Below are 24934 nucleotides of genomic sequence, written 5' to 3' on the forward strand. Positions count from 1 at the left end.
GGGTCGAATCGTCCCGGCAATTATTTCTTTTCCAGCGTCACTCAACACGGATCGAATGGCCCGGCAAGCTGCCGCAACGTCGCTGGCGCCCCACTCCGCGGCTCGCGGCTCCCGGCGCCCAAGAGTTTGGCAGAGCAGGCCGCCAACCGGCAAGCCCTTGCCGATCTTCAGTTCACCGGCAGCCAGTTCCGCTCGGCCGCGACACGGCCGAAATGCTGTGCGCCTTCGATCGTCCAGTGGCCGTAATCATACATGGTTTTCATGCCCTCCGGTGTCGCGATGGCGCAGGTCTTGGCCGCGTCCTCGCAGATAAGGTCATGACGTGACAGGTAGGTGACACCAAGCGCGCCGGCCAGGTCCCGCAGCCGCGCGTTCCGGTCCCGCACCTGGGTGGCCTGGGCCCCGAAAGCGATCTCGTTGGCCCGGTCGAGGTTGCCCTTGCCGTGGTACTGCAGCATGTACCAGTCAAAGATCGGCTGCTCCCCCGGAGAGATGAACTCGACCGTGTTGCCGACCACGATCACCTCCTTGCCATCGGCCTTCATCCGCTCGATCACCGGCGGCAGCAGGGTCTCGAACTCGGTATTGTAGCGCGGCGCCAGCAGGATGATGTCGGCGGCCTTGTAGTTCGGCGCATCGGTCAGTTCCTGCATCTGCTCCGCCGGGAACCGACCGTCCAGGCCAAAGCGGGCGAATTCGTACCCCGGGAACAGGGCGCGGTTCAGGTAGAGCGCGTTGAACATGTCCTTGCTGTGAGAGTTCCCGACCACCAGCACGTTGCGCCGCGCGTCATCGCCGAACCACAGCTGCGTGGCCTCGTTGCGTGACGGTTCATGTGCGTTCCAGGCGCCGATCTCTTCACCGCCGGCAAGCTGTGCAAGCGGCGTCCAGGACACGTCGCGCAGGCGTTCGTTGTCGAAATCGTTGGGCCCGTAGATCTCTGCCAGCTCGGCGGCGCGGCCCTGGGTCAGCAGGGTCGTGCGCTCGCTCAACCCGTAAAAGCCCGCGACCAGGGCCACCGCGCCGGTCATCGACAGCGCAAAGGCCCGCGATCCCAGCGTCCGGCGAAACGGGGTTTCGACGATGCGATAACCGATCCAGGACAGCGCAAAGGTCAGTGCGATCCACAGGGCCATGTCGGCGGCGCCGGGTGTTTCGACGCTGCTCAGCCGCCCGAAGGCGAAGATCGGGAAATGCCAGAGGTACAAGGAGTAGGACAGGCGTCCAACCCAGACCATCGGTCCGCTGGACAGCAGGCGGGTGACGATCAGGCCGGGCCCCGCGCAGTAGATCAACGCACAGGTCGCCAGCACCACGGGCACCGTCGGCAGACCCGGATGGGCCAGGCCCGCCAGGTCGAATGCCAGCATGCACCCGACCAGAAAGACCAGCGCCAGCGGTTGCACGATCCGCGCCACGGATCCGCGCCCGTCCTGCTGGCGGGCCGGGATCATGGCCATGATCGCCCCGGCCAGCAGTTCCCAGGCCCGGCTGACCGGAGAAAAGAACGAGAAATCGGCCCGGACCTGAGTGGTTGCCACGGACAGCGCCAGGCTGACAACGAAAAGTGCGACAAGGACGCTCAACAGCCCCCTGCGCGACATGCGCGGCAGAACCAGCGCCATGAAGGCGGGAAAGAACAGGTAGAACTGCTCCTCGATCGACAGGCTCCAGGTGTGCAGGAAGGGCTGCAGCAGCCCGGATTGCGCGCCGTATTCCTTCAGCTCGAAGAACCAGAAGAAATTGCTGAAGAACAGAAGGGCCGCCATCAGCGACTGGGCAAAGCGCTCGATCTCGCTGGGCAGGAGCAGAAAGAAGGCGACCGGCAGGCTGCAGATCATGACCAGCAGCAGGGGCGGCATGATCCTGCGGACCCGGCGCAGGTAGAACCCGGCCAGAGAGACGCGCCGCTCGCGCTCGAACTCGGCGATCAGGATGCGGGTGATCAGGAACCCGGAGATCACGAAGAAGATGTCCACCCCAAGAAAGCCGCCCTTGAACAGCACCGCGCCGCCCAGCGAAATCTTGAGGTGGTAGACAAGCACGCTCAACACGGCCACGGCGCGCAGGCCGTCGATCTCGGGGCGGTATCTGATGCTCATACCTGCAGTCCTGTCGTCATGTGCTGGCCCGTGTCAGTCGGCGACGCGGGCGGTCTTTGCGCGGGCCGCATCGGTCAGACCCTGGCGGTAGGCCGCTTCGATCCGGTTGCGCAGCCGGGTTGTGGCAAGATCGGACAGGTGCCGTTCGTCCCGGAACATCTGGTTGCCCTGGGCGTCCAGGAACAGGACCTCGCCGGTTTCGCGGACAAAGGGGCTGGCCACGTCGACATAGGTGACACGCTCGCCGGCCAGGCCCGAGAGATGTGCATTGACCTCGGACCGGCGCAGGCGGTCGGCCTCCGGCTCGGCAAAGGGCGGGCGGGCGCCGTCGCGCATTGCCGCGCGCGTGGCGTCGGGCGGCAATGCGGGTAACTGTCCCAGGATCACCACATGTCCGGCATGGGGCAGCAGCTTTTGCAGGGCCAGGTCGGCGCGGCCTTCCTGCCCGCCGGACAGCTTGCCTGACCAGTGGTTCGCCAGGATCACGACATCGGGCCGCGTCCGTTCGATGAACCCCAGGCTGTTGCGCCAGAGCGCGGGGTCCTTGCCCTCGGTCACCGGCAGGCTGTTCTTGCCCGCGACGCTCAGAACATGCAGCGTGCAGCCAAGGTCATGGCACATGTCGCGCAGCGTACGGCCAAAGTTCGACCCGATGCTGTCCCCGGCCAGCACCACGGTGGGCGCGCCCTGCGGACCCGGGTAAAGCTTGCCCCCCTCGGCGGCCTCGGTCACGCTGCTGTTGACGTAGAATTCCTTGCGGATCCACAGCCCGGCAGGCACCGACAGCGCCAGCACCACGGCAAACCCGGCAAAGACCGGCAGCCGCAGGTCCGGTCGGTTCAGGGTCCGCCGCGCAGGCGTTTCCAGCAGCGCGTAGGTCGCCAGCGTCAGGGCCAGCGTAACGACCACTTTCAGCCCATGGCGCAACAGGTCGCTTTCGGCAAAAAGCGCATAGTCGACAAGGCTGAAGACCGGCCAGTGCCAGAGGTAGAGCGAATAGGAAATCTTGCCGATGGCCACCATTGGGCCCGAGGCCAGCAACCGCTGGCCGGGATAGGCGCCGCGGGTGCCGGCCAGCAGCAGCGCCGCGGTTCCGGCGACCGGCAGCAGGGCGACATAGCCCGGAAAGGCCAAGCCCTCGTGCAGGACCACAAGGCTGGCGGCGACCGCGGCCAGCCCCGCCAGCGCCAGACCGGGTCGCAGAGCTGGCGGCAGGTGGCCCATCCGCCCGTTGGCGACAAAGGCGGCAAGGCCGCCAAGCCCCAGCTCCCAGGCCCGGAACGGCAGCAGGAAGAAAGCCGCCTTCGCGTTGACGAAGGTCATGGCGATGCAGGCCGCCAGGCTCAGTGCCGTGATCACCAACAGGACGCGCGCGATGACACTTGCTCCGAACCGGCCCAGCATCATCAGCATCAGCGGGTAGATCAGGTAGTATTGTTCCTCGACCGAGAGCGACCAGAAATGCAGGAAGGGCTGCGAGTCGGGCGAGATGTCGAAGTAGTTGCCCTGGAAATAGAACTTGATGTTGGCGACGGACAGCAGGGCGGCGGCGGAATTGACCCCGGCCGAGGCGTATTCCTGCGCGATGTAGATGAACCGGGCGGCGATCAGCGTCGCCACGACGACGACGATCATCGCCGGGAACAGGCGCGCGACCCGCCTTTGATAGAACGTGCCCAGGCGGATGCCGTCGCGTTCCAGGTCGTTCATCAGGATGCTGGTGATCAGGAATCCCGAGATCACAAAGAAGATGTCGACCCCGATGAAACCGCCCGGCAACCAATGCGGATCGAGATGGAAGACAAAGACCGATCCGACGGCGATTGCGCGCAGGCCGTCAATGTCACGGCGGTAGGAAACCGAAAACCCGCCCGTTCCGGGACTACTGTCCGTGCTCATGTTGGGCGCCAACCTCACTGACGGTCAATAACTTGCTCTTCGAGTCGATAGGTGGAAGCAAAATCAATTAGTTGCGCAGAAACTTGCGCGGAAACCCACCGCGCTTTCCCTACCAGTTGCCCTTGCAGCGATCAATACCTGCACTGCCGACCCAGGGGAACGGAAACTTGGTCCGCTCAGGGGGGGAGGCGGGCAGTTGCACAAGAAAGGGGCGGATGGAAATCCATCCGCCCCAAGGCCCCGGTCAGCTCCGTCGCCGGACAGGCATCACCCGGCGCGTTCGGTCAGATCTCGGCCCGCCAGGACAGGGTGACGGGGGTGCTGGCCAGCGGCAGGTCGGCTCCGTCCTTGACCACGACCGTCATGTTTTGCGCGTCAAAGAGCTTGGTCTTGGCGCGGTAGTCGTTGTCGCCGGTGATCTGCGCCGCGGTAAAGTCCGGCTGGCTCAGCAGGCCATGCGCAAAGGTGATCTCGCCATTGGCGTCGGTGCTGGTCTGCAGGGTGCCGCGTCGGTTGATGCCGCCGCGCGGATCGCGGCCCAGGGCCGCCACCGCGTTTGTCCGCAACTCGACCAGGGCCATGATCTCGTCCGGGGACAGCAGCCGGTCATAGACCAGCACCTCGTCGATCACCACGGTCGAATTCTGCCCGCCGTTCAGCTTCCAGTCGGTGTATCCGCCAGAGGTCAGGGCCGGGGGCACCGCACGCGTCACCTCGTTGATCGCCTCGCCATTGGGGGCGTGGAAACGGATCGTCCCGGCGGTGGCATCGTGGCTGATGACGTACCAGACCGGTTGCCGCAGGTAGTTGTCCTGCACGTTGCCCAGGTCGTCGCTCACCCGGCCGCCGCCGTTGTCCTCGGTGCGCACGCGCAGGTAGCCGGGGCGGGGCGACAGGTCCAGCGAGCTGTCCGTGACGCTGTCCTCGATGCTGAAGGCCAGGTGGTTGCCGTTGGTGGTGTTGTAGCACAGAAAGCCCACGGTCCAGTCCGCGGTCCAGTCGATGCTGGTGTCGTTGATGATCACCCCGCCGCCGGATCCGTCACCTGCGACGCCATCGCCGTAACGGGTGTGCGTGCCGGTCTTGCTGCCGCCGCCGATCACCTCGGCCCGTGCGCCGCTGATCGGACAGTGGAAATGGTCGTCACCCTCATCGACGAAGGACCAGGCGCGCACCAGCCCGCGCGAGGTGAAGCCGGTGAAATGGATCGAGTAATCCTCGAAGGCGGCGCGGCCCAGCGGGATCAGGCGGCCGCCGTTCTGGATGAAGCCGCCGCTGACGTTGCTGTCCTGCTGCGTGATGTCGCCCGAGACATAGAGCGTCCCGGCATTCAGCACGATGTTGCCGTTGGTGTTGTGTTCGAACCAGGCCTGACCGTCGATCTGCCACGTCAGGCGTTTGCCGCCGCTGTCGCCATCCACCAGGATTCCGATGTCACAAGCGCCCAGTTCGGCCGCGCGCAGCTCGATCCGGCTGTGGTTCTGCTGTCCGCCGCCCAGGCGGATTCCGGTGCCGCAGCCGTTGATTTCCCGCACCCCCAGGTGCAGCGCCTGGATAAAGGGCGAAACCTGTCCCAGCGGCGTCGGGCATTCGATCTCGACACCTTTGACACAGTCGTAGGCATTCAGGTTGTCGGTGTCGACATAGGCCACGGCCCCGCCTTCACCGGTAAAGCAGAAGGCCGTCTCTGCCCCTTCGATATAGATGTTGCGAAGGTGCGACTTGCGGAAGTCATACGCCAGGATGCCGACGAAGTTGCGGTAGTTCGGATAGCCCGGCTCCGACACGATCGCCAATCCCTCGACCGCCGCCGACACGCAGGTCACGGCCCCGGTGCCCAACTGGATCGCCGCGCCCGTGCCGGTGTAGTTCAGCGTCACCGCGTGGTTCGACGTCCCGCCACCACGGGTGCCGCCGGTCCGCGCCGACCCGATCAGAGAGACCGAGGGCGGCACGATCAGCGTCTGTGTCGTCAACCAGCGTTTGGGCGCGACCGGCAGGATCACGCAGCCGCCCCCGTCGACAGAGGCGGCATCCAGCGCCTTCTGGATGGCGGGGCCGTCATCGGCCTCGTTGTCGCCCACTGCGCCAAAGGCACGCACGTCGAACCCGTTTCCGGTCGCGACCACCTTCAGCTTGACCCCGCCTGCGGTGATGACGTCCGGGGCAGATGCGCTGGGCGACAGCACGCGGTAGGTAAAGCCGCACTCGTTGACAGTGATGTTCTCGCCCAGCGACACCCGCCGGCGGCCCAGTGCAACCCCGTAGCCCAGAACCCGGTCCGCAAGCAGTTGCGAGACGGTGTTGAAGGTCTTGGCCGTGCCAAAGGAGAGCGGCGAGGTGACCGAGATGTCATCCTGGCTGAACAGGATCTTGTCCCGGTCGGTCGTGATGACGACCTTGTAGTCGCCGTCGACCAGGAAACACAGCTCGAACTGCCCGTTCTCGTCCGCCACCAACGGGTTGGCCATCATCGTGGTCAGCCCCACGTCGCTGTAGACCGGGCAGGCCTGGTCGGTGCCGGCCCACATGATGTATTTCTTGGCGTGGGCGACCGGGGTGCTGTTGTGGTCAAGGGCGATGCTCGCCGATTCCAGGTTCAGGAGTCCCATTGAATTACCTCGTCTGAGAGTGACTGTTCAAAGTCAGCGTTTCCTGGGGGAAGCCGAGGCCGGACAGGCGCCAGTCACCCGCACTGCGTTCAACAGCGTTTCCGTGGCTTGGCCCGTCCTTCGGTCTTCCCGAGAGCGACAAGGTTATTGGCTGGTCCGGTAAACAGCGGCCTGCGCCACAGTCCGGTGCCCGGGCGTTCAGGCAACGGCTGGCGGCGTGTCACGGCCCGGCCGGTCACGTGACCGGCGCTGGGTCAGAAGTCCTTGAGATAGTTCTTCCAGCGGTTCGGGACGGCCTTGACCAACCCCTTGGGCAGCGCTTTCTGCGCCCATTTTGCCAGCGGCCCGTTGATCGACTTGTTCCGGCGGCGAAAAGCCGATCCCGCGTCGAAGTCAAAGAAGGCGTTGACCGCCTCCGGGTCCGGCGCGTCGATGTCCATGATCAAAAGCCGCTCCGCCGGGATCTCGGCGCGGACGGCGGCAAGATGCGTGTCCCAGTCACGCTCCCACTTCTCGATCACCTGCTCACGCGTCAGGCCATAGCAGGCGGCATAGCGTTCGAGGTAATTGGCAAAGCCCAGCCGGGACTTGATCCAGTCGTCGCGCTTGCGGATGTTGAGGATGAACTTCATCTCGGGATAGGCGGCGGCGATCTCGCGGAAATGCTTGTAGCCTTCGACGATCCGCTCTTCCGAGGTGTATTCCACGTCCGTGAAGGCGTCGATATCGTCCATTCCGTCCAGCGGCGGCCGCCCCTGTTCCAGGTTGTCGGCGATGGTCAGGGCGATGTTCCGCTTCTCGCCGTCGCGCAGGTAGGAATGGTGAACCGCCGTCAGGCCCTGGCGTTCCAGCATGTCGGCAATGGATGTCGTCCCGCAGCGGTTGAACCCAACTTGGAAAAATCGCGGCTTCATAGAATGTTCCAGTCTGTTTCCGGGAGGGCGGGCCATGCCTGGCATCGTCCGTTTTTCCGGGTCACGTGCGTCAATTCACGGGCGCCTGTTACCCGACTCGGCGGGATCGGTCCAGCGATCATGACGGTGCGGAAACCGCGCGGCGGGTCATCGCCGGGCGGCTGCCTCTTTGATGGTCGTTTCCACGCCGCGACGCCCGTCACAGGTGGCTGTGCAGGTCATTCCGGGCTCGCCGACACCCCTGCCGGGAGCGCAGGAACGCCTTGCCCGAACAGCGCCCGCGTGCAAATTTTTGGCGCTTTTTCGCCCGTCTTCCGGCCCCCCGGCCAGGTGGCCGCTTTCAAGTTGCGCCTCCGTGGGAAACTACGATATGCGGACGCCGACGCGGACACCGGTCGATTATGCGGCCGCCTCAGCAAAGAATGGTTGATTGATGAAGAAAGCTCTTATCACGGGTGTGACTGGTCAGGATGGCTCTTACCTGGCGGAACTGCTTCTTGAGAAAGGCTACGAAGTGCACGGCATCAAGCGCCGCGCCTCGCTTTTCAACACCGAGCGTGTCGACCATATCTACCACGATCCGCACACCAGCGGTAAGAACTTCACCCTGCATTACGGCGACCTGACCGACACCTCGAACCTGACGCGTATCCTGTCCGAGGTGCGCCCCGACGAGGTCTACAACCTCGGCGCGCAGAGCCATGTGGCGGTCAGCTTCGAGGCCCCGGAATACACCGCCGACGTGGATGCCACCGGCACCCTGCGCCTGCTGGAATCGATCCGCTTCCTGGGCATGGAAAAGACCACCCGGTTCTACCAGGCCTCGACCTCGGAACTCTACGGCCTGGTGCAGGAAATCCCGCAGACCGAAAAGACGCCTTTCCACCCGCGCAGCCCCTACGCGGTGGCCAAGATGTACGCCTACTGGATCACGGTGAACTACCGCGAAGCCTATGGCATGTACGCCTGCAACGGCATCCTGTTTAACCACGAAAGCCCGCGCCGCGGCGAAACCTTCGTGACCCGCAAGATCACCCGCGGCATGGCCAATATCGCCCTGGGCCTGCAGGATTGCCTCTACATGGGCAACATCGACGCGCTGCGCGACTGGGGCCATGCCAAGGACTATGTCCGGATGCAGTGGATGATGCTGCAACAGGAGGTGGCCGACGATTTCGTCATCGCCACCGGCGTTCAATACTCCGTGCGCGAGTTCATCCAGTGGACCGCCAAGGAACTGGGGATCGAGCTGGAATTCTCCGGCGAGGGCGTGAACGAGATCGCCACCGTCGCAGCCGTGACCGGTGACCTGGCCCCGGCGGTCAAGCCGGGCGACGTGGTGCTGCGCATCGACCCGCGCTATTTCCGTCCCGCCGAGGTGGAAACCCTGCTGGGCGATCCGACCAAGGCCAAGGAAAAGCTGGGCTGGGTGCCAGAAATCACGGCCCAGGAAATGTGCGCCGAAATGGTCGCCGCCGACCACAAGGTCGCGCGTCGCCATGCACTTCTGAAAGAACACGGTTACGATATTCCCGTCGCGCTGGAAAACGGCTGAGTTCCCTCTCGCGCGATCGCCATTCGAAGTCAGGAGGCACATTATGCCCAAGATCTACGTCGCAGGCCATCGCGGTATGGTGGGCGGGGCCATCACCCGCAAGCTTAAGCAGCGCCAGGAGGCGGGGGAGGACATCACCCTCGTCACCCGCACCCATGCCGAGCTGGAGCTGACGAACCAGGCGGCGGTCAAGGCCTTCATGCAAGAGGAAAAGCCCGACATCGTCGTGCTGGCCGCGGCCAAGGTCGGCGGTATCCTGGCCAACAACAGCTATCCGGCAGAGTTCATCTACGACAACCTGATGGTGCAGTGTAACGTCATCCACGCCGCCTGGGAGGCGGGGGTGGAACGGCTGCTGCAACTGGGGTCGTCCTGCATCTATCCCAAGGCCGTGCCGCAGCCCATGCGCGAGGCCGCGCTGCTGACCGGCCCGCTGGAACCCACCAACGAACCTTATGCCGTCGCCAAGATCGCCGGCATCAAGATCTGCGAAAGCTACAACCGCCAGTACGGCGTGGATTATCGCTCGGTCATGCCGACCAACCTCTATGGACCCGGCGACAACTTCCACCCGGAAAACAGCCACGTCCTGCCCGCCCTGATCCGACGCTTCCACGAGGCCGCGCAAGAGGGCAAGGACGAGGTGGTGATCTGGGGCAGCGGCAAGCCCCGGCGCGAATTCCTGCACGTCGACGACATGGCAGAGGCCTCGCTTTTCGTGTTGGACCTGGACAAGGCCACTTACGATGCCAACACCCAGCCGCAGCTGAGCCATATCAACGTGGGTTCCGGCGTCGATGTCTCGATCCTGGAACTGGCGCAGATGGTGGCCGAGGTGACGGGTTTCCAGGGCAAGATCGAACTGGACCGGACCAAGCCCGACGGCACCATGCGCAAGCTGATGGATGTCAGCCGCCTGGCCGACATGGGGTGGAAAGCCTCGATCGACCTGGAAAACGGCGTGCGCGAGACCTACCAGTGGTTCCTCGACAACCAGGACAGCTTCCGCCGCTGATCCGCCTACTTAACTGCCGACGCGCCGGGCCTTTGCCCGGCGCGTTTGCGTTTTCGGGGCTCAATCCACCGGCAGCCCCGAGGGCACCCGCTCCGGCCGCCCCATTGGCCGCCGATCCACGCCCGCCCCGGTCAGCGCTTCAAGGAAGGCCAGCAGATCCGCGACTTCGGCATCGCTCAGCGCCACCGGCACGATGTCCAGCGCCCGCGCCTGCCGCGCCATCTCGATCCGATCCTGCCGGATCGCGAAATCCCCGGCGGCCAGCCAGGGCACCCGGGGCAGGCGGGCCTCGGCCTCTTGCCAGGCCGCCCGGCTGGCATCCGGGTCCAGGTGGTGCCGCACGATCCCTTCCAGCGTGGCAAAGGCGCCGTTGTGCCCATAGGGCGCGGTCAGCGCCACGTTGCGCAGGGACGGCGTGCGAAAGCGATAAGCGTCCTCCAACAGGTCGGTCTCTCCCATCCGGCCCACGTCGCGCGGCATCGGATCGAAGACCCGCGTGCGCCCCGGACCGAAGGCCGGCAGGCCAAGGGCGTGGAACCCCTGATCGGTGAAGAGCGGACCGGAATGACAGGTGCCGCAGCGGGCCTTGCCAAAGAACAACTGCCGCCCCCGTTCGGCCGGGGCGGGCAGGGGCCTGCCGTCGCGCAGCCAGTCGTCCCAGGGGCTGTCGATGCTGATCCACTCGGCGGCGATGAACGCCCCCAGAGCATTGCCGATCTCGACGATCGTGACCTCGCTGGGGTGGTCGATGTGATCGAAGGCTTCGACGAACAGCGCGCCATACTCGGGAATCGTCCGTACGCGTTTCGCCAGCACCGGCCAGCCAAGGTCGATCCGGTCATGCACGGCGCCCGTCACCGCGTTCTCGCCCACGTTTCCCGCCATCTCGAACTGTGCCGTCAGCGGGAAAAGCGCCTGTGCGGCCAGTATGTTGTCCAGCCCCTGCGGCAGCCATTCCTCGGCCGGGCTGTCAAACCCGTTGCCGAACTGGTCCGACACTTCCAATTGCCCGTCGTGGAACATCACCCGCACCGACCTGTGCCCAAGGTTCCACAACGCCGGTGCGTTGCGGGGGATGCGCTTGCGGATCATGTCAGCGCCGGTGCCGGGACTGCGCTTTGGCCCCAGCCCCTCGCCGCCCTCGCCGATCCCCAGGCTCAGCCCGTCGCCGCTGGACAGGCTGTGATGGTGGCAGGTGCCGCAGGAAATGTTGCGGTTGCCGCTGAGGATGGGATCGTAGAACAGCAACTGGCCCAGCCGGGCTTGCGCGGGGTCCGTGTCGATGAAATCCTCCATCGACACCGGCTCGGCGCGGGCCGCGACAGCAAGCCAGAGGAGGCAGAGCACATGCAGGGCAGGGCGAAAGGCGCGCATGCGGTCATTCTGGCAGGCTTGCTGGGCTTCTCAAACCCCGTTCTTGCCGCCGACCTCGAAGAGGCGCGCGACCTGATGGAGGCGGGCGACTTTCCCGCCGCGATGGACCAGTTTCGCGTTCTTGCCCGGTCGGGCAACGCCGATGCCGAAGAATTGATCGGCGTCATGTATGCGCTTGGTCTCGGGGTGGAAAAAGATCCCGAACGGGCCTTTGAATGGTATCTGCGCGCCTCGCTCAAGGGGCATCCGGGCGCCCAGTCGGGCCTGGGCTGGTACTATGAACTGGGGCAGGGCCTGCCCGCACCGGACCTGGTGCGCGCCTACCTCTGGTACGCGCTGTCGGCCATCGGCGGCGACGTGGATGCGCCGGACTCTCTGGAGGAACTGACCCCGCGCATGACCCGCGAACAGCGCAAGCGGGCCGAGGTCCTGGTCGAGGACTACCGCGTCTGGATGTACCCGTTCAGGTAAGGCCGGTCCCGCTGTCCAGCATCCCGGCAATGCGGCTCACCCCGTCCCCGATCCGCTCCGAGGGGATCGAGCTGTAGCCCAGCCGGTAAAACCGTTGCGACGCGCGGTCGCCGGCGAAGAAATGCGCGCCGGGTTCGATCAGCACGCTTTCGGCACGCAGCCGTTCGGCCAGTTTGCCGCTGTCCACACCTTCGGGCGCCTCCATCCACAGGCTTGACCCGCCATGCGCGCCACGCCCGGCCACCCGCAACCCATGCCGCGCAACCGCCTCTTCCATGACGGCCCGGCGTGCCGCCAGCGCCTTGCCGATGCGCCGCACTAGGGCATCGTAGTGGCCAAGGCTCAGAAAGTGCGCGGCGGTGCGCTGCACATGTCCGGGCGGATGGCGCAGAACGCTGGCCCTCAGCGCCCGCGCCTCGCGGATAAAGGGCTCGGACCCTACGAGATAGCCCAGCCGCAGCCCCGGAAAGAGCGACTTGGAAAACGAGCCGACGTAAATCACCCGCCCGTCCTCGTCGAGGCTTTTCAAAGCCGGGCTGGGGGGCGTCAGGTAGGACATCTCGAACTCGTAGTCATCCTCCACGATCAGTGCCCCCAGCTCCGCCGCCCGGTCCAGCAGGGCCTTGCGGCGCGGCAGGGGCAGCGTGGCCGAGGTCGGGCACTGGTGGCTGGGCGTGGTGAAAATCACCCGCGTGCCGCGCGGCACCGCCTCGGGCGGCAGCCCCTCCTCGTCCACCGGCACCGGCGACAAGCGGCTGCGTGCCTGCCGCAGGATCTGCCGCAGCGCCGGGTAACAGGGGTTCTCGACCGCCACGTCGCGCCCGGTGGCCAGGATCTGCGCCGCCAGCCACAGCGCGTTCTGCGCGCCCAGCGTGATCAGGATTTCCGACGGGCGGGCCAGGATGCCGCGGCGGGGCAGGGTGTGGCGCGCAATGAAACTGACCAGTTGCGGGTCGTCCGCGTCGAATTGGTCCTGCGTCAGCGCGTCGAAGTTCCGCGCCCCCAGCGCCTGCATCGCACACAACCGCCAGTTGGCGTGATCGAACAGCGTCGGGTCAGCCTGCCCGTAGATGAAAGGATATTTGTAGCGCGTCCAGTCGGCGGGTTTGCCCATGCCCAGAGGCGGCCCGTCGGCGAATCTCTGCGCCAGTGCCTCGTCCCAGTCGACCCTGTCGGTCCGGTCCGGCGGCGTGCCGAAATCCGGCGGCTCTGGCGCGTTGTCAGAGACGAAATACCCCGATCGCCCGCGCGAGGCGAGATAGTCGTTCGCCAGAAGCTCGGTATAGGCCAGCGTGACCGTGATCCGGCTGACGCCCAGGTGCCGGGCGAGCTTGCGGGTTGAGGGCAGCTTTTCGCCCCGTTGGAACCGTCCGTCCAGGATGCCCTCGGCCACCATTTGCTGAATGCGCGCCTGCAGCGTGCCCTGCGCGCTGGGGGACAGGTGAAAGGTCTCGACCGGGATTGCCATGCGGCGCAGAGTAGGCTGGACCGATGCGGGGTGCAATCTGGACTTAGCCGCGACTTCGGGCGCATGTGACTCGTTTCCGGACCGGAAACAACAATGGCGCGCGCAGTCCCGAAAAGGCCCAGGTTAACAAGACCCTGACGGCTTGTACAAAATGCTGGAAAGCCCGTACGTTTTGTACAAAACGTACAAACTGCCGGTGCCCCGTATCAGGTCTTGACCCGGTCCCCGAAGATGGCCGACCCGACCCGCACATGGGTCGCTCCCAGCGCGATGGCCTGTTCGAAATCGCTGCTCATCCCCATCGACAAGCCGTCCAGCCCGTTGCGTTCCGCGATCTTCCTCAGCAGCGAGAAATGCAGGCTTGGCGTCTCTTCGACCGGGGGAATGCACATCAGCCCGCGCAGCGGCAAGTCCATCTCGCGGCAGTCCGCGATGAACCCATCCGCATCGGCGGGCAGCACCCCGGCCTTCTGCTCCTCTTCGCCGGTGTTCACCTGGATGAACAGCTCGGGGCAATGCCCCTCTTCCTGCGCGATGCGCGCGATCGTGCGGGCCAGCTTGGGCCGGTCCACGGAATGAATCGCGTCAAACAATTCAAAGGCTTGACGTGCCTTGTTGGTCTGCAGGGGGCCGATCAGATGGACCGAGACTCCGCCGAAGCGGGCCTTGAAATCCGGCCATTTTCCCGCCGCCTCCTGCACGCGGTTCTCACCGAACAGGCGGTGGCCCTCTTCCAGCACGGCCTCGACCCGGTCCAGCGGCTGAACCTTGGAAACCGCGATCAGCTGGACCTCGCTCGTATCGCGCCCTGCCTCGGTACAGGCCTTGGCGATCCTGTCCTGTATCTCGCTCAATCCCACGGTTCGTCTCCCCAGGCTTCGATGAAGGGCGCCAATTCGCGCTCGTACTTGCGCCAGGCCTCGCGCCGCCCGGCGTGAATCGGCTGCCGGACCTGCATCAGGCTCAGCGTCTTCACCCCGGATTTCGAGTTGTGGAAGTTCAGGCAGGCCTCTTCCCAGTCCAGTCCGGCGGCATCCACCAGAGCCCGCGCGTTGGGCTCGGGATCAGAGACCAGGTCGTCGTAGCGCACTTCGTGGATTCGGTCGGGAATCCTTTGCTTCCAATGCTCTACGGACCGGCGGAACATCTTGATCGCATCGGCGATGTCGGCCAGGTCGGTGGCATAGCGGTGCGTGCCCAGCTTGAAATGGTTCTTGTAGATCGACAGCGCGGTGTCCCGCGGATCACGATGCACCACGATGATCCGCGCGCCGGGCAAGCCGCGCGCGATCAGGCCAAAGACCATGTGCGTCTGGATCGACTTGTCGGTCACGACGCCCTCTGTCTGCCCCGTGTCGCGGCGCACCAGCCGCGTGTAGGCCTCGGCCCAGTGGGACAGCTTGGCCTCGGACAGCTTGGCCAGCGGTGTCATCTTCTGTGCCGGTCCGAATTGTGCCACCGCCTGTTTCAGGGCATGGCCCATTTCGCCGCCCGCATGGGCCTGGCTGTGGCTGGCGATGATCTGTTCGACAAGGGTTGTCCCCGAACGCGGCATCCCGGTGACAAAGACCGCGCGGGGCGCCTGATCATGGCCCAGCGTCGTGTAGTCGTCGCTTTCCTGGGCGTCCAGGTAGGCGCGCCATTCCGCCTCCCGTTCCGCCGGGTCATATGGGGCCTGTTGGCGCTGCAACGCATTGGCCCGGTTGAGGTAGACAAAGACCTTTTCGGTCGCGCCGATATCCTCCACCGCCTTTGCCAGGGCGAAGCCCAGGTGCATGCGCGACATCTCGGGCAGTTGGTCATCCTTCCAGAGCGACAGCATCTGCTCCAGCAGCGGGTCGCCCTTGGGCATCTTGCGGCCAGAGCCGAGCACGCGGTAGATTTCGCCGTTTCGGGGGACGCGTTTCACGAGAGAGCGCAGGATCTTTTCCGCCTCGTCAAAGCGGCCAAGATGCTGAAGGTAGACGGCTTTTTCACCGCGCGGTTGATTGGATTTCGGGTCTGCCGAGATCAGGCGGTCATACAGGCCCAGGACCTTGTCGGAGGCCTCCAGGCGCGAATACGCCTCGATCGCGGACTTGAGCAGCGTCTTTTCGTAGGGCTTCTTGGCAAGCGCTCGATCCAGTTCAAGGGCCTGCGCCTTGGTGTCTCCCCGCGCCTCCGCGATGCGGGACAGGTGGAAATGCACCTCCGGTGCGCCTTTCGTGGGCAGCAGAAGGGATTTCAGAGTGACCTCTGCGGGGTCGAGTTGCCCCTTGCTGATTTGCGAAAGCGCGCGACCGAACTGCGTCTTGATCTGCTGGGGCGTCATCACATGCTCTCTTGTCCGCTACGAAGGTCGTTCAACCAAAAGAAAAGAGCGGACGCAAGCGCCCGCTCTTCCCTAAGCCAGTTGGCTGGTGTCCTTAGAAGGACATTGCCAGACCCAGCGAGTAGCTGTCGTAGTCGTCAGCCGGCATGCCAGCGAAGCGACCGCCACCGATGCCGAACGCCGACGGGCCGAGGTCGCTCGAGCCGTAGCCGAACTGAACGACGAGACCGCCACCCAGGTCATAGTTGGCTGCGAGGCCGAAGCCGCTGTCCTTGGCCGAACCCGGGAAGCTGTACTCACCGTAGTTTGCCGACAGGGTCAGGGCGTTCATGGTGTAACCCAGACCCAGGCCCCAGTGGTCAACGTCGACGCCGCCGATGTCCCACTGCGAGTAGTTCACGATGGCCTGCAGGCCGTTGTCGAAGGTGGTGTCGACCGACAGGCCAACCACGTCGACGTCTGCGCCGAGGTCAACGGTCTGGTAGCCGAGGCCAACGCCGAGGTCCAGGCCGGCCAGCTCGCCGGAGTAACGGAAACCGATGCCCCAGACCGGGTCAAAGGTGCCGGAGTCGTCGATTTCGGTCGAGATGGCGACCGAGAATGCGTCGAAGGCATAGTCGAAACGAACGACTTGACCGTCGAAGGTTCCGTCCAGGCCGCTGTTGAAGTTGAAGCCGGCGTGGGTGGTGTGGTCGTCAGCGATTGCGCCGCCGATGCCCACTTCGGTCATGGCCCAGTCCAGAGCGCCGTCGGTGTCGCCCATGGTCAGGCGTGCGCCGCCGTAAGCAATCCAGACCGACATGTCGGACTCGCCGCAAGCCGGGTTCGGCAAGTTTGTGTTGGTGCCGCCTGCGAGCGGATTCGAGCAGTAGTTCGGGTCGATCGCTTCGTCCAGATCGATGGTGGCGCCGAAGCTCAGGCCGTTGTCAGCTTCACCCGACAGGTTGAACGTGACGTCGATGTCGCTGTGGAACTGGGCGGTGGACAGGTGGTCACCGTCGACCACACCCATTTCAGCGAAGCCGGTCAGCGAAACTTCGGCTGCGGCGACGCCTGCGGTTGCAACCAGTGCAGTGGTCGCGAACAGGATCTTTTTCATTGTTTCCCTCATGTGTTCAAAGGCACGTACCAAGCCGATTGCCCGGCCTTGATGGGGTTTCTATGCGCTTTGGGGGGCGGCAATGCAAGCCATCGGGAAAGCTACTCGGCAACAAGCAATCCAGTGATGCGATATTGCCACAAGGGTTTTTGCCCAGCCCCATCTTTATGCGCTATTGCAGCGTCTTGCGCAGAATGTTGGGCAGAAACCCGCTCATGATCCGTGCTTGCCGCAGGTTCGTACCGCTTGTATGGAGGGCGGCAGTGTTGTTGACGCAAGAGGGACTGCCATGACCACGTCGCGAATCCTTATCGGCTCCTCGCTGTGTGCGGTGATGCTGGCGACGTCCGGTTGCGGATCCCTCGGGGGCAACGGTCAACCGCGCCAGCCGGTCGATACGCCGCCCGCCGAAGAGATCTTTCGGGATCTAGAAGCGGAAAAGGGCCGAGTGCGGTCTGAAAGCTCGGTCTGGGACATCTTCAAGAAGCGTGAGGATCCGGGCCGTGTCGGCGCGGTCAACCGGTACATATGGAATGCCTCGCTGGATGTGCTGGATTTCCTGCCGGTGCAGACGGTCGATCCCTTCTCGGGCGTCATCACCACGGGGTATGGCACACCGCCGGGCGGTGGTCGGGCCTACCGGGCAACGATTCTCATCAGCGATCCGGCGCTGGACGCGCGGTCGCTGAACCTGGCGCTGCACACCCGGTCCGGTCCGGTCGATCCGGCCACCGTGCGCGCGATCGAGGATGCGATCCTGACCCGCGCCCGCCAGCTTCGCAGGCAGGACAGCCGGCTCTGATCTTGATGCTCTGACCGCCACCGAATATCGGGCCGGCCCCTCGGGTGCCGGCCTTTTTCTTTGGAATTCTCCGGCGTTGGCCGAGGGCTCGGCGTTCAGTCGCGTGGCGGCCGCGCGGGCAGGTCTCCAAGGTGCCGCACCCAGTCCAGGTGGCGGGGCAGGCAGACGCTGTGCAGGTCGTACTGTTCCCGCACCAGCGCCCGCGCGTTCGCCCCCAGGCGCGCTCGCGTGTCGGGGTCGTCCAGCAGGGCGTCGATACGGTCCACCAGCGCGGCGCGGTCGAAGAAATCCACCATCAGGCCGGTTTCCCCCTCGGTCATGACCTCGCGCACCGGCGCCGTGTCGCTGGCCACGATCGCGGCCTCGGCGCTCATCGCTTCCAGCAGCGACCATGACAGGACGAAGGGGTAGGTCAGGTAGACGTGCACGCGACTGACCTGCATCATCGCCAGGAACCGGTCGTAGGGGACGCGCCCCAGGAAATGCACGCGGTTCCAGTGCGGCGTGGGGATTCGTCCACGCACTTCGTCGATGAAGATCTGTTTCCAGGTCTTTCCCTGGGGCGGTTTCGACCCGTAGGAGGTGCTGTCGCCGCCCAGCATCACAACATGCGCGTTCTTGCGGCGCTTCAGCAGGTCGGGCAGGGCGCGCATGAAGACGTGGTAGCCGCGATAGGGTTCGAGGTTGCGGTTGATGAAGGTGATGACCTCGTCGTCGCGGGTCAGCGTCGGGCCATTCTCGATCTCCAATCGCGCACCCGGATTCGGGCGCACCAGGTTGGTGTCGATCCCGTCATGCGCCACGGTCAGCCGGTCCTGCCAGTGATCCGGGAACGTCGCGGCCTGGAAGCGGGTGGGAGAGATGCCGGCGTCCATGACCTCTTCGTGCAGCCGGTTGTTGAGGTTCTTCATCCGGATTCGCAGCTTGTCCCCAGCCGGGTTCTGGCTGGGAAATTCGGGATCGAAGTCCACGAAGGGATGCGTGGTCAGGTGGTAGAGCTCGCAGTAGAGCCCCAGCCGCGCCTTGGGCCAGACGTCCTTGAGGAACATGCTCTCGCCCCATCCGTGGTGGGCGCAGATCACGTCCGGCTCGAATCCCTGTTCCTTCAGTCCCAATGCGCCCCGATAGCAGGAGGTGCCGCGCAGGATCTTGGTCTCGAAGTCCGCCAGCCAGGGGTGGATGCCCTTGGTCGAGGCGCCCTTGATCTCGTAGGGGATGATGCGGACGCCCTGCCAGGTCTGTGCCTCCTTCACCTTGCAGGTCAGCGCAACGACCTGGTGGCCCTGCGCGGCAAGCGCGGGGGCAAGGTGCTTGTACTGGCCCGGAAAGTTCTGGTGAATCAGGAGAATCTTCATCTGCGCGTCCTCTTGCGGCCTCTGGCGGGCAGCCTTCGGGGGCATCCTAGTCGGCGGGTGCGGAAAAGGGAATCACTCGCGTTCCGGGCACTGCAGTCCGACCCATCTTGCGCTGGCACTGGACCTTGACCGCTCAGCACCCTATCACGCGGCCCGACAGCCGCCCGCCGGAGAGAGACACATGTCGCGTTACGACCCCGCTACGATCGAGCCGAAATGGCAAGAGGCCTGGGATCAGGCCGAGACCTTCAAGGCGCGCCGCACCGGCGACAAGCCGAAATACTACGTGCTGGAGATGTTCCCCTATCCTTCGGGTCGCATCCACATCGGCCACGTCCGCAACTATACGATGGGTGACGTGATCGCGCGGTACAAACTGTCGACGGGACACAACGTCCTGCATCCCATGGGGTTCGATGCCTTCGGGATGCCGGCGGAAAACGCGGCGATGAAATCGGGTGGGCATCCCAAGACCTGGACCTACGACAACATCGACACGATGGTCGGCCAGATGAAGCCGCTTGGCTTCGGTCTCGACTGGTCGCGCATGTTCGCCACCTGCGATCCGGAATACTACGGCCAGCAGCAGGCGCTGTTTCTCGATTTCCTTGAACAGGGGTTCGTCTATCGCAAGAACGCGGTGGTGAACTGGGACCCGGTCGACATGACGGTTCTGGCCAACGAACAGGTGATCGACGGCAAAGGCTGGCGCTCAGGCGCAGAGGTCGAGCGGCGCGAGTTGACGCAATGGTTCTTCAAGATCTCCGACATGGCCGGAGAGTTGCTGGACGCCATCGACGGGCTGGATGAATGGCCCGCCAAGGTCAAGCTGATGCAGCAGAACTGGATCGGCAAGTCGCGCGGGTTGCAGTTCTCGTGGCAGCTGGGCACGCCCACGCATGGGTTTGACAGCCTCGAGGTCTACACCACCCGCCCCGACACGCTGATGGGCGCGTCCTTCCTTGGCGTGTCTCCGGATCACCCGCTGGTCAAGGCGCTGGAAAAGGATGACCCGAAGCTGGCCGCCGCCGTGGCCGAGATGCGCAAGGGCGGCACCACTGCCGAGGCGTTGGAAAAGGCCGAAAAGCTGGGCTGCGACACCGGGCTGACGGTCAAGCACCCGCTTGATCCCAGCTGGGAAATCCCGGTCTGGGTCGCGAATTTCATCCTGATGGACTATGGCACCGGCGCGATCTTTGCCTGCCCGGCACATGACCAGCGCGACCTCGATTTCTGCCGCAAGTACGATCTGCCGGTGATCGACACTTTCCTGGCGCTCGATGATCCCAAGCCGGTCGAGACCGAGGCCTTTGTGCCGCCCAAGACGGAAAAGGTGAAATGGCTCAACCATTTCGCGGGCCTCGACGAGGCGACAGGTGACGAGGCCATCGAGGCCACCATCGACTTCATGGAAGGCAAGGGCCTGGGCAAGGGGGTCGAGAAATTCCGCCTGCGCGACTGGGGCCTTTCGCGGCAACGCTACTGGGGCTGCCCGATTCCGGTGGTGCATTGCGACGATTGCGGCGTGGTGCCCGAGAAAAAGGAAAACCTGCCGATCGAATTGCCCGACGATGTCAGCTTTGACATTCCGGGTAACCCGCTCGACCGCCACCCGACGTGGCGCGACTGTGCCTGCCCGTCCTGCGGCAAGCCCGCGAAACGTGAAACCGACACGATGGACACCTTCGTCGATTCGTCCTGGTACTTCGCACGCTTCACGGCTCCGCACGCGACCACGCCGACGGACATGGAGGAAGCCGCCTACTGGATGAACGTCGATCAGTACATCGGCGGCATCGAGCACGCGATCCTGCACCTGCTCTACTCGCGCTTCTTCGCTCGCGCGATGATCGAGTGCGGACATCTGCCGGAAAAGAGTGCCGAACCGTTCAACGCGCTCTTTACGCAAGGCATGGTCACCCACGCGATCTACTGCAAATGGGTCTTGGAACCCACGGGAAGTGACGAGAATCCGAAAGGTATCTGGAGGCAACACTACTTCTATCCTGAAGAAGTAGAGCTTCGTGACGGGAAGGCTTTCTTGACGGAAACCGGTGAAGAGGTCGAGATCATTCCGTCGGCCAAGATGTCGAAGTCCAAGAGCAACGTGGTGGACCCGATGAACATCATCGCCACCTACGGCGCCGACACGGCCCGTTGGTTCGTGCTGTCGGACTCGCCCCCCGAACGGGACGTGGAATGGACCGCCAGCGGGGCCGAGGCGGCCAACAAGCACCTTGGCCGTGTCTATCGTATCGCCGCCGAGATCGCCGCCAATGAGGCGCCCGAGACCGCCGAGGATGCCGCTCTGCTGAAAGAGACGCACAAGTGCATCCATGATGTCACGATGGGGGTCGAAAGCTTTGGCTTCAACGCGGCCATCGCGCGCCTCTATGCCTTTACCAACGCGCTGTCGAAATCGCGTGCCGGCAAGGAGACCAAGACATTCGCCGCGAAAACGCTGGCGCAGCTCATGTCGCCCATGACGCCGCACCTGTCAGAGGAAATCTGGCAGATGCTGGGCGGCGAGGGGCTGATCGCAGACGCCCCCTGGCCCAAGGCGGACGAGGCGCTGCTGGTCGAGGACACGGTGACCCTGCCGATCCAGGTCAACGGCAAGCGCCGGGGCGAGATCGAGGTGCCCAAGGACCTGCCCAAGGAAGAGGTTGAAAAGCTGGCGCTGGCACACGAAGCTGTGGTGAGGGCCCTCGACGGGGGCCAGCCGAAAAAGCTGATCGTGGTGCCGGGGCGGATCGTGAATGTGGTTGTATGACAGGCGAATGATCCTGCTGGGGGCGACAGCCCTCGGCGCCTGCGGGTTCACCCCGGTCTACGGACCGCAGGGGGCCGGTGGGGCGCTGCTGAACGCGGTGGCGCTGCCGGACCCGAACGACAACAAGGGTTATCACTTCAACAGCCGGTTCGAAGAGCGATTGGGCCGTGGGGGTCCGTCTGCCCCCTACCGGTTGGATATCCGCATCCAGACGGATGAACAGGACATGGGGTCGACCTCGGCCGGGACAACGACACGATATCGCCTGATCGGTCGCGTCTTTTACACGCTGGTCGAGGCCGGAACCGCCAAGACCTTGCTGCAGGGCCGGACCAATGCCTTTACCGGCTATTCCAGCACCGGCTCGACCGTGGCGACCCGCGCGGCGGAAACCGACGCCCTGAAACGCCTGATGTTCCTGCTGGCGGACCAGGTGATCGACGACCTGCTGCTCTCGGACATCACCTCTTCATGAAGCTTTCGCCGCGCGATGCGAATGCGTTTTTCCGCAAGCCCGATCCGGGCGTTGCGGGCTTGCTGATCTATGGCGAGGACGTGATGCGCGTGGCGATGAAACGGCAGGAGGTCGTCGCCGCCATTGTCGGCCCCGAGGGCGAGGCCGAAATGCGCCTGACCCGGCTGGTGGGTGGCGATCTGCGCCGCGATCCGGCGCAACTGCTGGATGCGGTCAAGGCGCAGGGCTTCTTTCCCGGCCCCCGTGCGGTGCTGGTCGAAGAGGCGGCTGACGGTATCAGCGCAGCAATGAAATCAGCGCTTGGCGACTGGCGCGAAGGCGATGCGCAGATCATCGCGACGGCCGGGCAACTGACGGCGCGCTCATCCTTGCGGAAGCTGTTCGAAGGCGCCAAAAACGCTTATGCGGCAGCCCTTTACAACGATCCGATGGGGCGGGCAGAGATCGAGGCCGAACTGGCCCGCGCCGGTCTCAAGAACATCGACCGCGAGGCGATGGGAGCGCTGGAACATCTTGCGCGCGACCTGACGCCGGGCGATTTCCGCCAGACCCTTGAAAAGATCGCGCTCTACAAGTTCGGGGACGAGGCGCCGCTGACCCCGGACGAGGTCACGCTGAATGCGCCCGCCTCGATCGAGGCACAGATGGACGAGATCTTTCATGTCCTTGCCGAGGGGCGTACCGGCGACATTGCCCCGGTCATGCAGCGGCTGACGGCACAGGGCGTGGCGCCGGTGACCCTGCTGATCATGGGGATGCGGCATTTCCGGACGCTGTTCGCCATCGCCTCGGCGCCGGGCGGCCCGGCGCAGGGGATCGGCAAACTGCGTCCGCCGATCTTTGGTCCGCGCCGCGACCGGATGCTGCGCCAGGCACAAAGCTGGTCGTCCGCGCGACTGGAAGAGGCGCTGAAACTGCTCATGGATACGGATCTTACGCTGCGGTCTGCCGGTCAGAAGGCGCCGCAGATGGCGCTGGTCGAACGCGCCTTCGTCCGGCTTGCCTATCTTGGCCGGCGCTGATCGAGACAGGGGAGATAATCAGATGACGTATACGGTCTACGGGGCGGTTCGCAGTCGGGCCTTCCGGGTTCTCTGGTTGCTGGAGGAACTTGGCCTCGACTATTCGCATGTGCCCGCCGGTCCCCAATCCGAGGAGATCCGCAAAATCAGCCCGTTGGGCAAGATCCCGGTCATGGTCGAGGGGGACGCCGTGTTGCGCGATTCCACCGCGATCCTGACCTATCTCGCGGACAAGCACGGCGGGTTCACCCATCCTGCCGGTACGATCGCGCGGGCACAGCAGGATGCCTGGACCTTCCGCATCCTGGACGAGGTGGAATCACTGCTCTGGACCGCGTCCAAGCACACCTTCGTCCTGCCCGAGGCAGAGCGCGTCCCCGAGGTCAAACCGGCCTGTGCGGCGGAATATGCCCGCAATATCACATGCATCATGGAAGAGGCCGAGGGGCCTTACCTGATGGGTGACTCGCCGTTGGTGCCGGACATCATCCTTGGCCATTGCGGGACCTGGGCGCAGGTGGCGAAATTCCCCGACGGAGGCGCGGCCTTTGCGGACTACCTCGCGCGTTTGCGGGCGCGTCCGGCCTTTCAGGTGGCTGCGGCATCCTAGTGCCGGTCCGTGCTGTCGGCCGTTCCGATCGCGAGGTCTGACCCTCGGCCTAGCCTGCCGCGTGTTGCAGAGGCGCGGGCGCGAAAGTGAAACCGCCGGTTTCCGCAGGCCCCGAAATGCTTTCGACCACCTTGTTGCGGCCACCGTCCTTGGCCGCATACAGCGCCTCGTCCGCCCGATCCAGCAGCGCCTTGATCGCTGTGGGGCCTTCGCCGACGGCAAGCCCGACGGAGGCGGTCACCGGTTGCCCGCCGGCATCCAGCGTTTCGGAAATTACCGCGCGGACACGTTCGCCCACCCGCCATGCATCCTCTGAACTTGCCTCGGGCAGCCAGATCACGAACTCTTCGCCGCCGAAACGGGCCAGCACGTCGCGCTGGCGTACCTCGCCCGCGATCACGCGAGCGGTTTCCTTCAGCACCGCGTCGCCGGTGGCATGGCCCAGCGTGTCGTTGATCCGCTTGAAATGGTCCAAGTCGATAAAGACGACGGCCCCGGTGCCGGTGTCCGGAACATGCGCGTCAAAGCCACGTCGATTGGCAACCCCTGTAAGCGGATCGGTCAGGATTGCGACCTGGTCCTGTGCCTGACGGCGTTCGATGCTCGCGGCCATCGCGTTGGTGCCCCGCATCAACAGCCCCATCTCGTCCCGGATGTCTTCGCGCAGGGGCGCGCGTGCCTCTCCACGTTCGATGGCGGTCAGGGTGGCGTGAATGCGCCGCGTCGGAGTGAGGAGGGCCCAGAGACCAGCCAGCGTAGCGCCGCATCCAACCAGTGTTGCGGCCAGCAAGAGGCCCAGCACATCCAGATGAGCCGCCAGCCCGCCGGTGCGTGCCAACGCATAGAAGACTGCCGCGATCAGCGGCACATGGGTGCCGATGAAGGCGACGAAAAAGACCTTTGCCGTGAAGCTGTTGGGGAACAAGCGGTTCAGCCACAGATAGAAAAACATGAAACGTCCCTTGTTGGGTTTCAAATAAATATCCTTAATAGATGTTAACAGCTGGTTACTGTCCCTGCGGTGAATATCCCGGAAATGGACAGCGGATCGCACGGTCCCGGAATATCAAAAGGGCC

The 24934-nt window shown here is 64.6% G+C and carries 19 protein-coding genes; 8 read left to right on the plus strand and 11 right to left on the minus strand.

The features are described from left to right. Positions 1-167 precede the first annotated feature (167 nt). From G9Q80_RS12875 to G9Q80_RS12890, 4 genes are all read right to left on the minus strand, one after another. Entirely contained in the window at positions 168-2102 is a 1935-nt protein-coding gene (locus tag G9Q80_RS12875; RefSeq protein ID WP_088714236.1) for an acyltransferase family protein, read from the minus strand. A gap of 33 nt (positions 2103-2135) precedes the next feature. Continuing rightward, entirely contained in the window at positions 2136-4001 is a 1866-nt protein-coding gene (locus G9Q80_RS12880; protein WP_088714237.1) for an acyltransferase family protein, read from the minus strand. A 284-nt stretch (positions 4002-4285) separates the two neighbouring features. Beyond that, entirely contained in the window at positions 4286-6613 is a 2328-nt protein-coding gene (locus G9Q80_RS12885; RefSeq protein ID WP_043137284.1) for a LamG-like jellyroll fold domain-containing protein, read from the minus strand. Between the two features lie 254 nt (positions 6614-6867). Continuing rightward, the gene (locus G9Q80_RS12890) at positions 6868-7527 is read right to left on the minus strand and encodes a sulfotransferase (RefSeq protein WP_088714238.1); all 660 of its coding nucleotides are present in this window, start codon (positions 7525-7527) and stop codon (positions 6868-6870) included. Positions 7528-7960: 433 nt separating this feature from the next. Between G9Q80_RS12890 and gmd the strand changes: the two genes are divergently transcribed. Both gmd and fcl read left to right on the plus strand, forming a co-directional pair. After that, positions 7961-9082: a GDP-mannose 4,6-dehydratase gene (gene gmd, locus G9Q80_RS12895; RefSeq protein WP_043137280.1), complete on the plus strand. Its 1122-nt coding sequence runs from the start codon at positions 7961-7963 to the stop codon at positions 9080-9082. A gap of 43 nt (positions 9083-9125) precedes the next feature. Continuing rightward, a complete protein-coding gene (fcl, locus tag G9Q80_RS12900; protein WP_043137277.1) occupies positions 9126-10097 on the plus strand; it encodes a GDP-L-fucose synthase in 972 nt (323 codons plus the stop codon). Between the two features lie 60 nt (positions 10098-10157). Here fcl and G9Q80_RS12905 read toward each other — a convergent pair whose 3' ends face one another. Beyond that, positions 10158-11393 carry a cytochrome-c peroxidase gene (locus G9Q80_RS12905; protein WP_416045619.1) on the minus strand — a complete coding sequence of 412 codons (1236 nt, stop codon included), beginning with the start codon at positions 11391-11393 and terminating at the stop codon, positions 10158-10160. Positions 11394-11444: 51 nt separating this feature from the next. Here G9Q80_RS12905 and G9Q80_RS12910 point away from each other — a divergent pair, with 51 nt between their 5' ends. Beyond that, on the plus strand, positions 11445-11942 hold the full coding sequence (locus tag G9Q80_RS12910) for a tetratricopeptide repeat protein (protein WP_052244259.1): 498 nt from the start codon (positions 11445-11447) through the stop codon (positions 11940-11942). On the opposite strand, the gene pdxR is transcribed toward G9Q80_RS12910, so the two are convergent. The 4 genes from pdxR to G9Q80_RS12930 all read right to left on the minus strand — a co-directional run bounded on the left by pdxR (position 11935) and on the right by G9Q80_RS12930 (position 16820). Next, the gene (gene pdxR / locus G9Q80_RS12915) at positions 11935-13410 is read right to left on the minus strand and encodes a MocR-like pyridoxine biosynthesis transcription factor PdxR (protein WP_069210879.1); all 1476 of its coding nucleotides are present in this window, start codon (positions 13408-13410) and stop codon (positions 11935-11937) included. The genes G9Q80_RS12910 and pdxR overlap by 8 nt on opposite strands. Before the next feature lie 206 nt (positions 13411-13616). Next, positions 13617-14270, minus strand: a complete 654-nt coding sequence (locus G9Q80_RS12920; RefSeq protein WP_069210880.1) for a YggS family pyridoxal phosphate-dependent enzyme — start codon at positions 14268-14270, stop codon at positions 13617-13619. Next, complete coding sequence (locus tag G9Q80_RS12925; protein ID WP_088714240.1) at positions 14261-15721, minus strand: tetratricopeptide repeat-containing sulfotransferase family protein; 1461 nt, start codon at positions 15719-15721, stop codon at positions 14261-14263. The genes G9Q80_RS12920 and G9Q80_RS12925 overlap by 10 nt, the downstream gene beginning before the upstream one ends. A 94-nt stretch (positions 15722-15815) precedes the next feature. Next, a complete protein-coding gene (locus G9Q80_RS12930) occupies positions 15816-16820 on the minus strand; it encodes a porin (protein ID WP_088714241.1) in 1005 nt (334 codons plus the stop codon). A gap of 289 nt (positions 16821-17109) precedes the next feature. On the opposite strand from G9Q80_RS12930, the gene G9Q80_RS12935 reads away from it, so the two are divergent. Beyond that, positions 17110-17622 carry a DUF3576 domain-containing protein gene (locus G9Q80_RS12935; protein ID WP_232788145.1) on the plus strand — a complete coding sequence of 171 codons (513 nt, stop codon included), beginning with the start codon at positions 17110-17112 and terminating at the stop codon, positions 17620-17622. A 95-nt stretch (positions 17623-17717) separates the two neighbouring features. Here the strand turns inward: G9Q80_RS12935 and G9Q80_RS12940 are convergent, their stop codons facing one another. Next, the gene (locus G9Q80_RS12940; protein WP_043137260.1) at positions 17718-18977 is read right to left on the minus strand and encodes a glycosyltransferase; all 1260 of its coding nucleotides are present in this window, start codon (positions 18975-18977) and stop codon (positions 17718-17720) included. Between the two features lie 181 nt (positions 18978-19158). Between G9Q80_RS12940 and leuS the strand changes: the two genes are divergently transcribed. Genes leuS through G9Q80_RS12960 form a run of 4 tightly spaced genes read left to right on the plus strand, consistent with a single transcriptional unit; the run spans position 19159 to position 23857 of the window. Beyond that, the gene (leuS, locus tag G9Q80_RS12945) at positions 19159-21750 is read left to right on the plus strand and encodes a leucine--tRNA ligase (protein WP_088714242.1); all 2592 of its coding nucleotides are present in this window, start codon (positions 19159-19161) and stop codon (positions 21748-21750) included. 7 nt (positions 21751-21757) lie between these two features. After that, positions 21758-22225 (plus strand): LPS assembly lipoprotein LptE, encoded by a 468-nt coding sequence (lptE, locus tag G9Q80_RS12950; protein WP_232788146.1) that lies wholly within the window; start codon positions 21758-21760, stop codon positions 22223-22225. Further along, positions 22222-23247 carry a DNA polymerase III subunit delta gene (holA, locus tag G9Q80_RS12955; RefSeq protein ID WP_043137253.1) on the plus strand — a complete coding sequence of 342 codons (1026 nt, stop codon included), beginning with the start codon at positions 22222-22224 and terminating at the stop codon, positions 23245-23247. Before lptE ends, holA begins: the two co-directional genes overlap by 4 nt. Positions 23248-23269: 22 nt before the next feature. After that, a complete protein-coding gene (locus G9Q80_RS12960) occupies positions 23270-23857 on the plus strand; it encodes a glutathione S-transferase family protein (protein WP_088714244.1) in 588 nt (195 codons plus the stop codon). Between the two features lie 49 nt (positions 23858-23906). Here G9Q80_RS12960 and G9Q80_RS12965 read toward each other — a convergent pair whose 3' ends face one another. Further along, the gene (locus tag G9Q80_RS12965) at positions 23907-24809 is read right to left on the minus strand and encodes a diguanylate cyclase (protein WP_133065660.1); all 903 of its coding nucleotides are present in this window, start codon (positions 24807-24809) and stop codon (positions 23907-23909) included. Positions 24810-24934: the final 125 nt, after the last annotated feature.

It is taken from the genome of Mameliella sp. LZ-28 (genome assembly GCF_012274245.1).
Classification (GTDB): domain Bacteria; phylum Pseudomonadota; class Alphaproteobacteria; order Rhodobacterales; family Rhodobacteraceae; genus Antarctobacter; species Antarctobacter albus.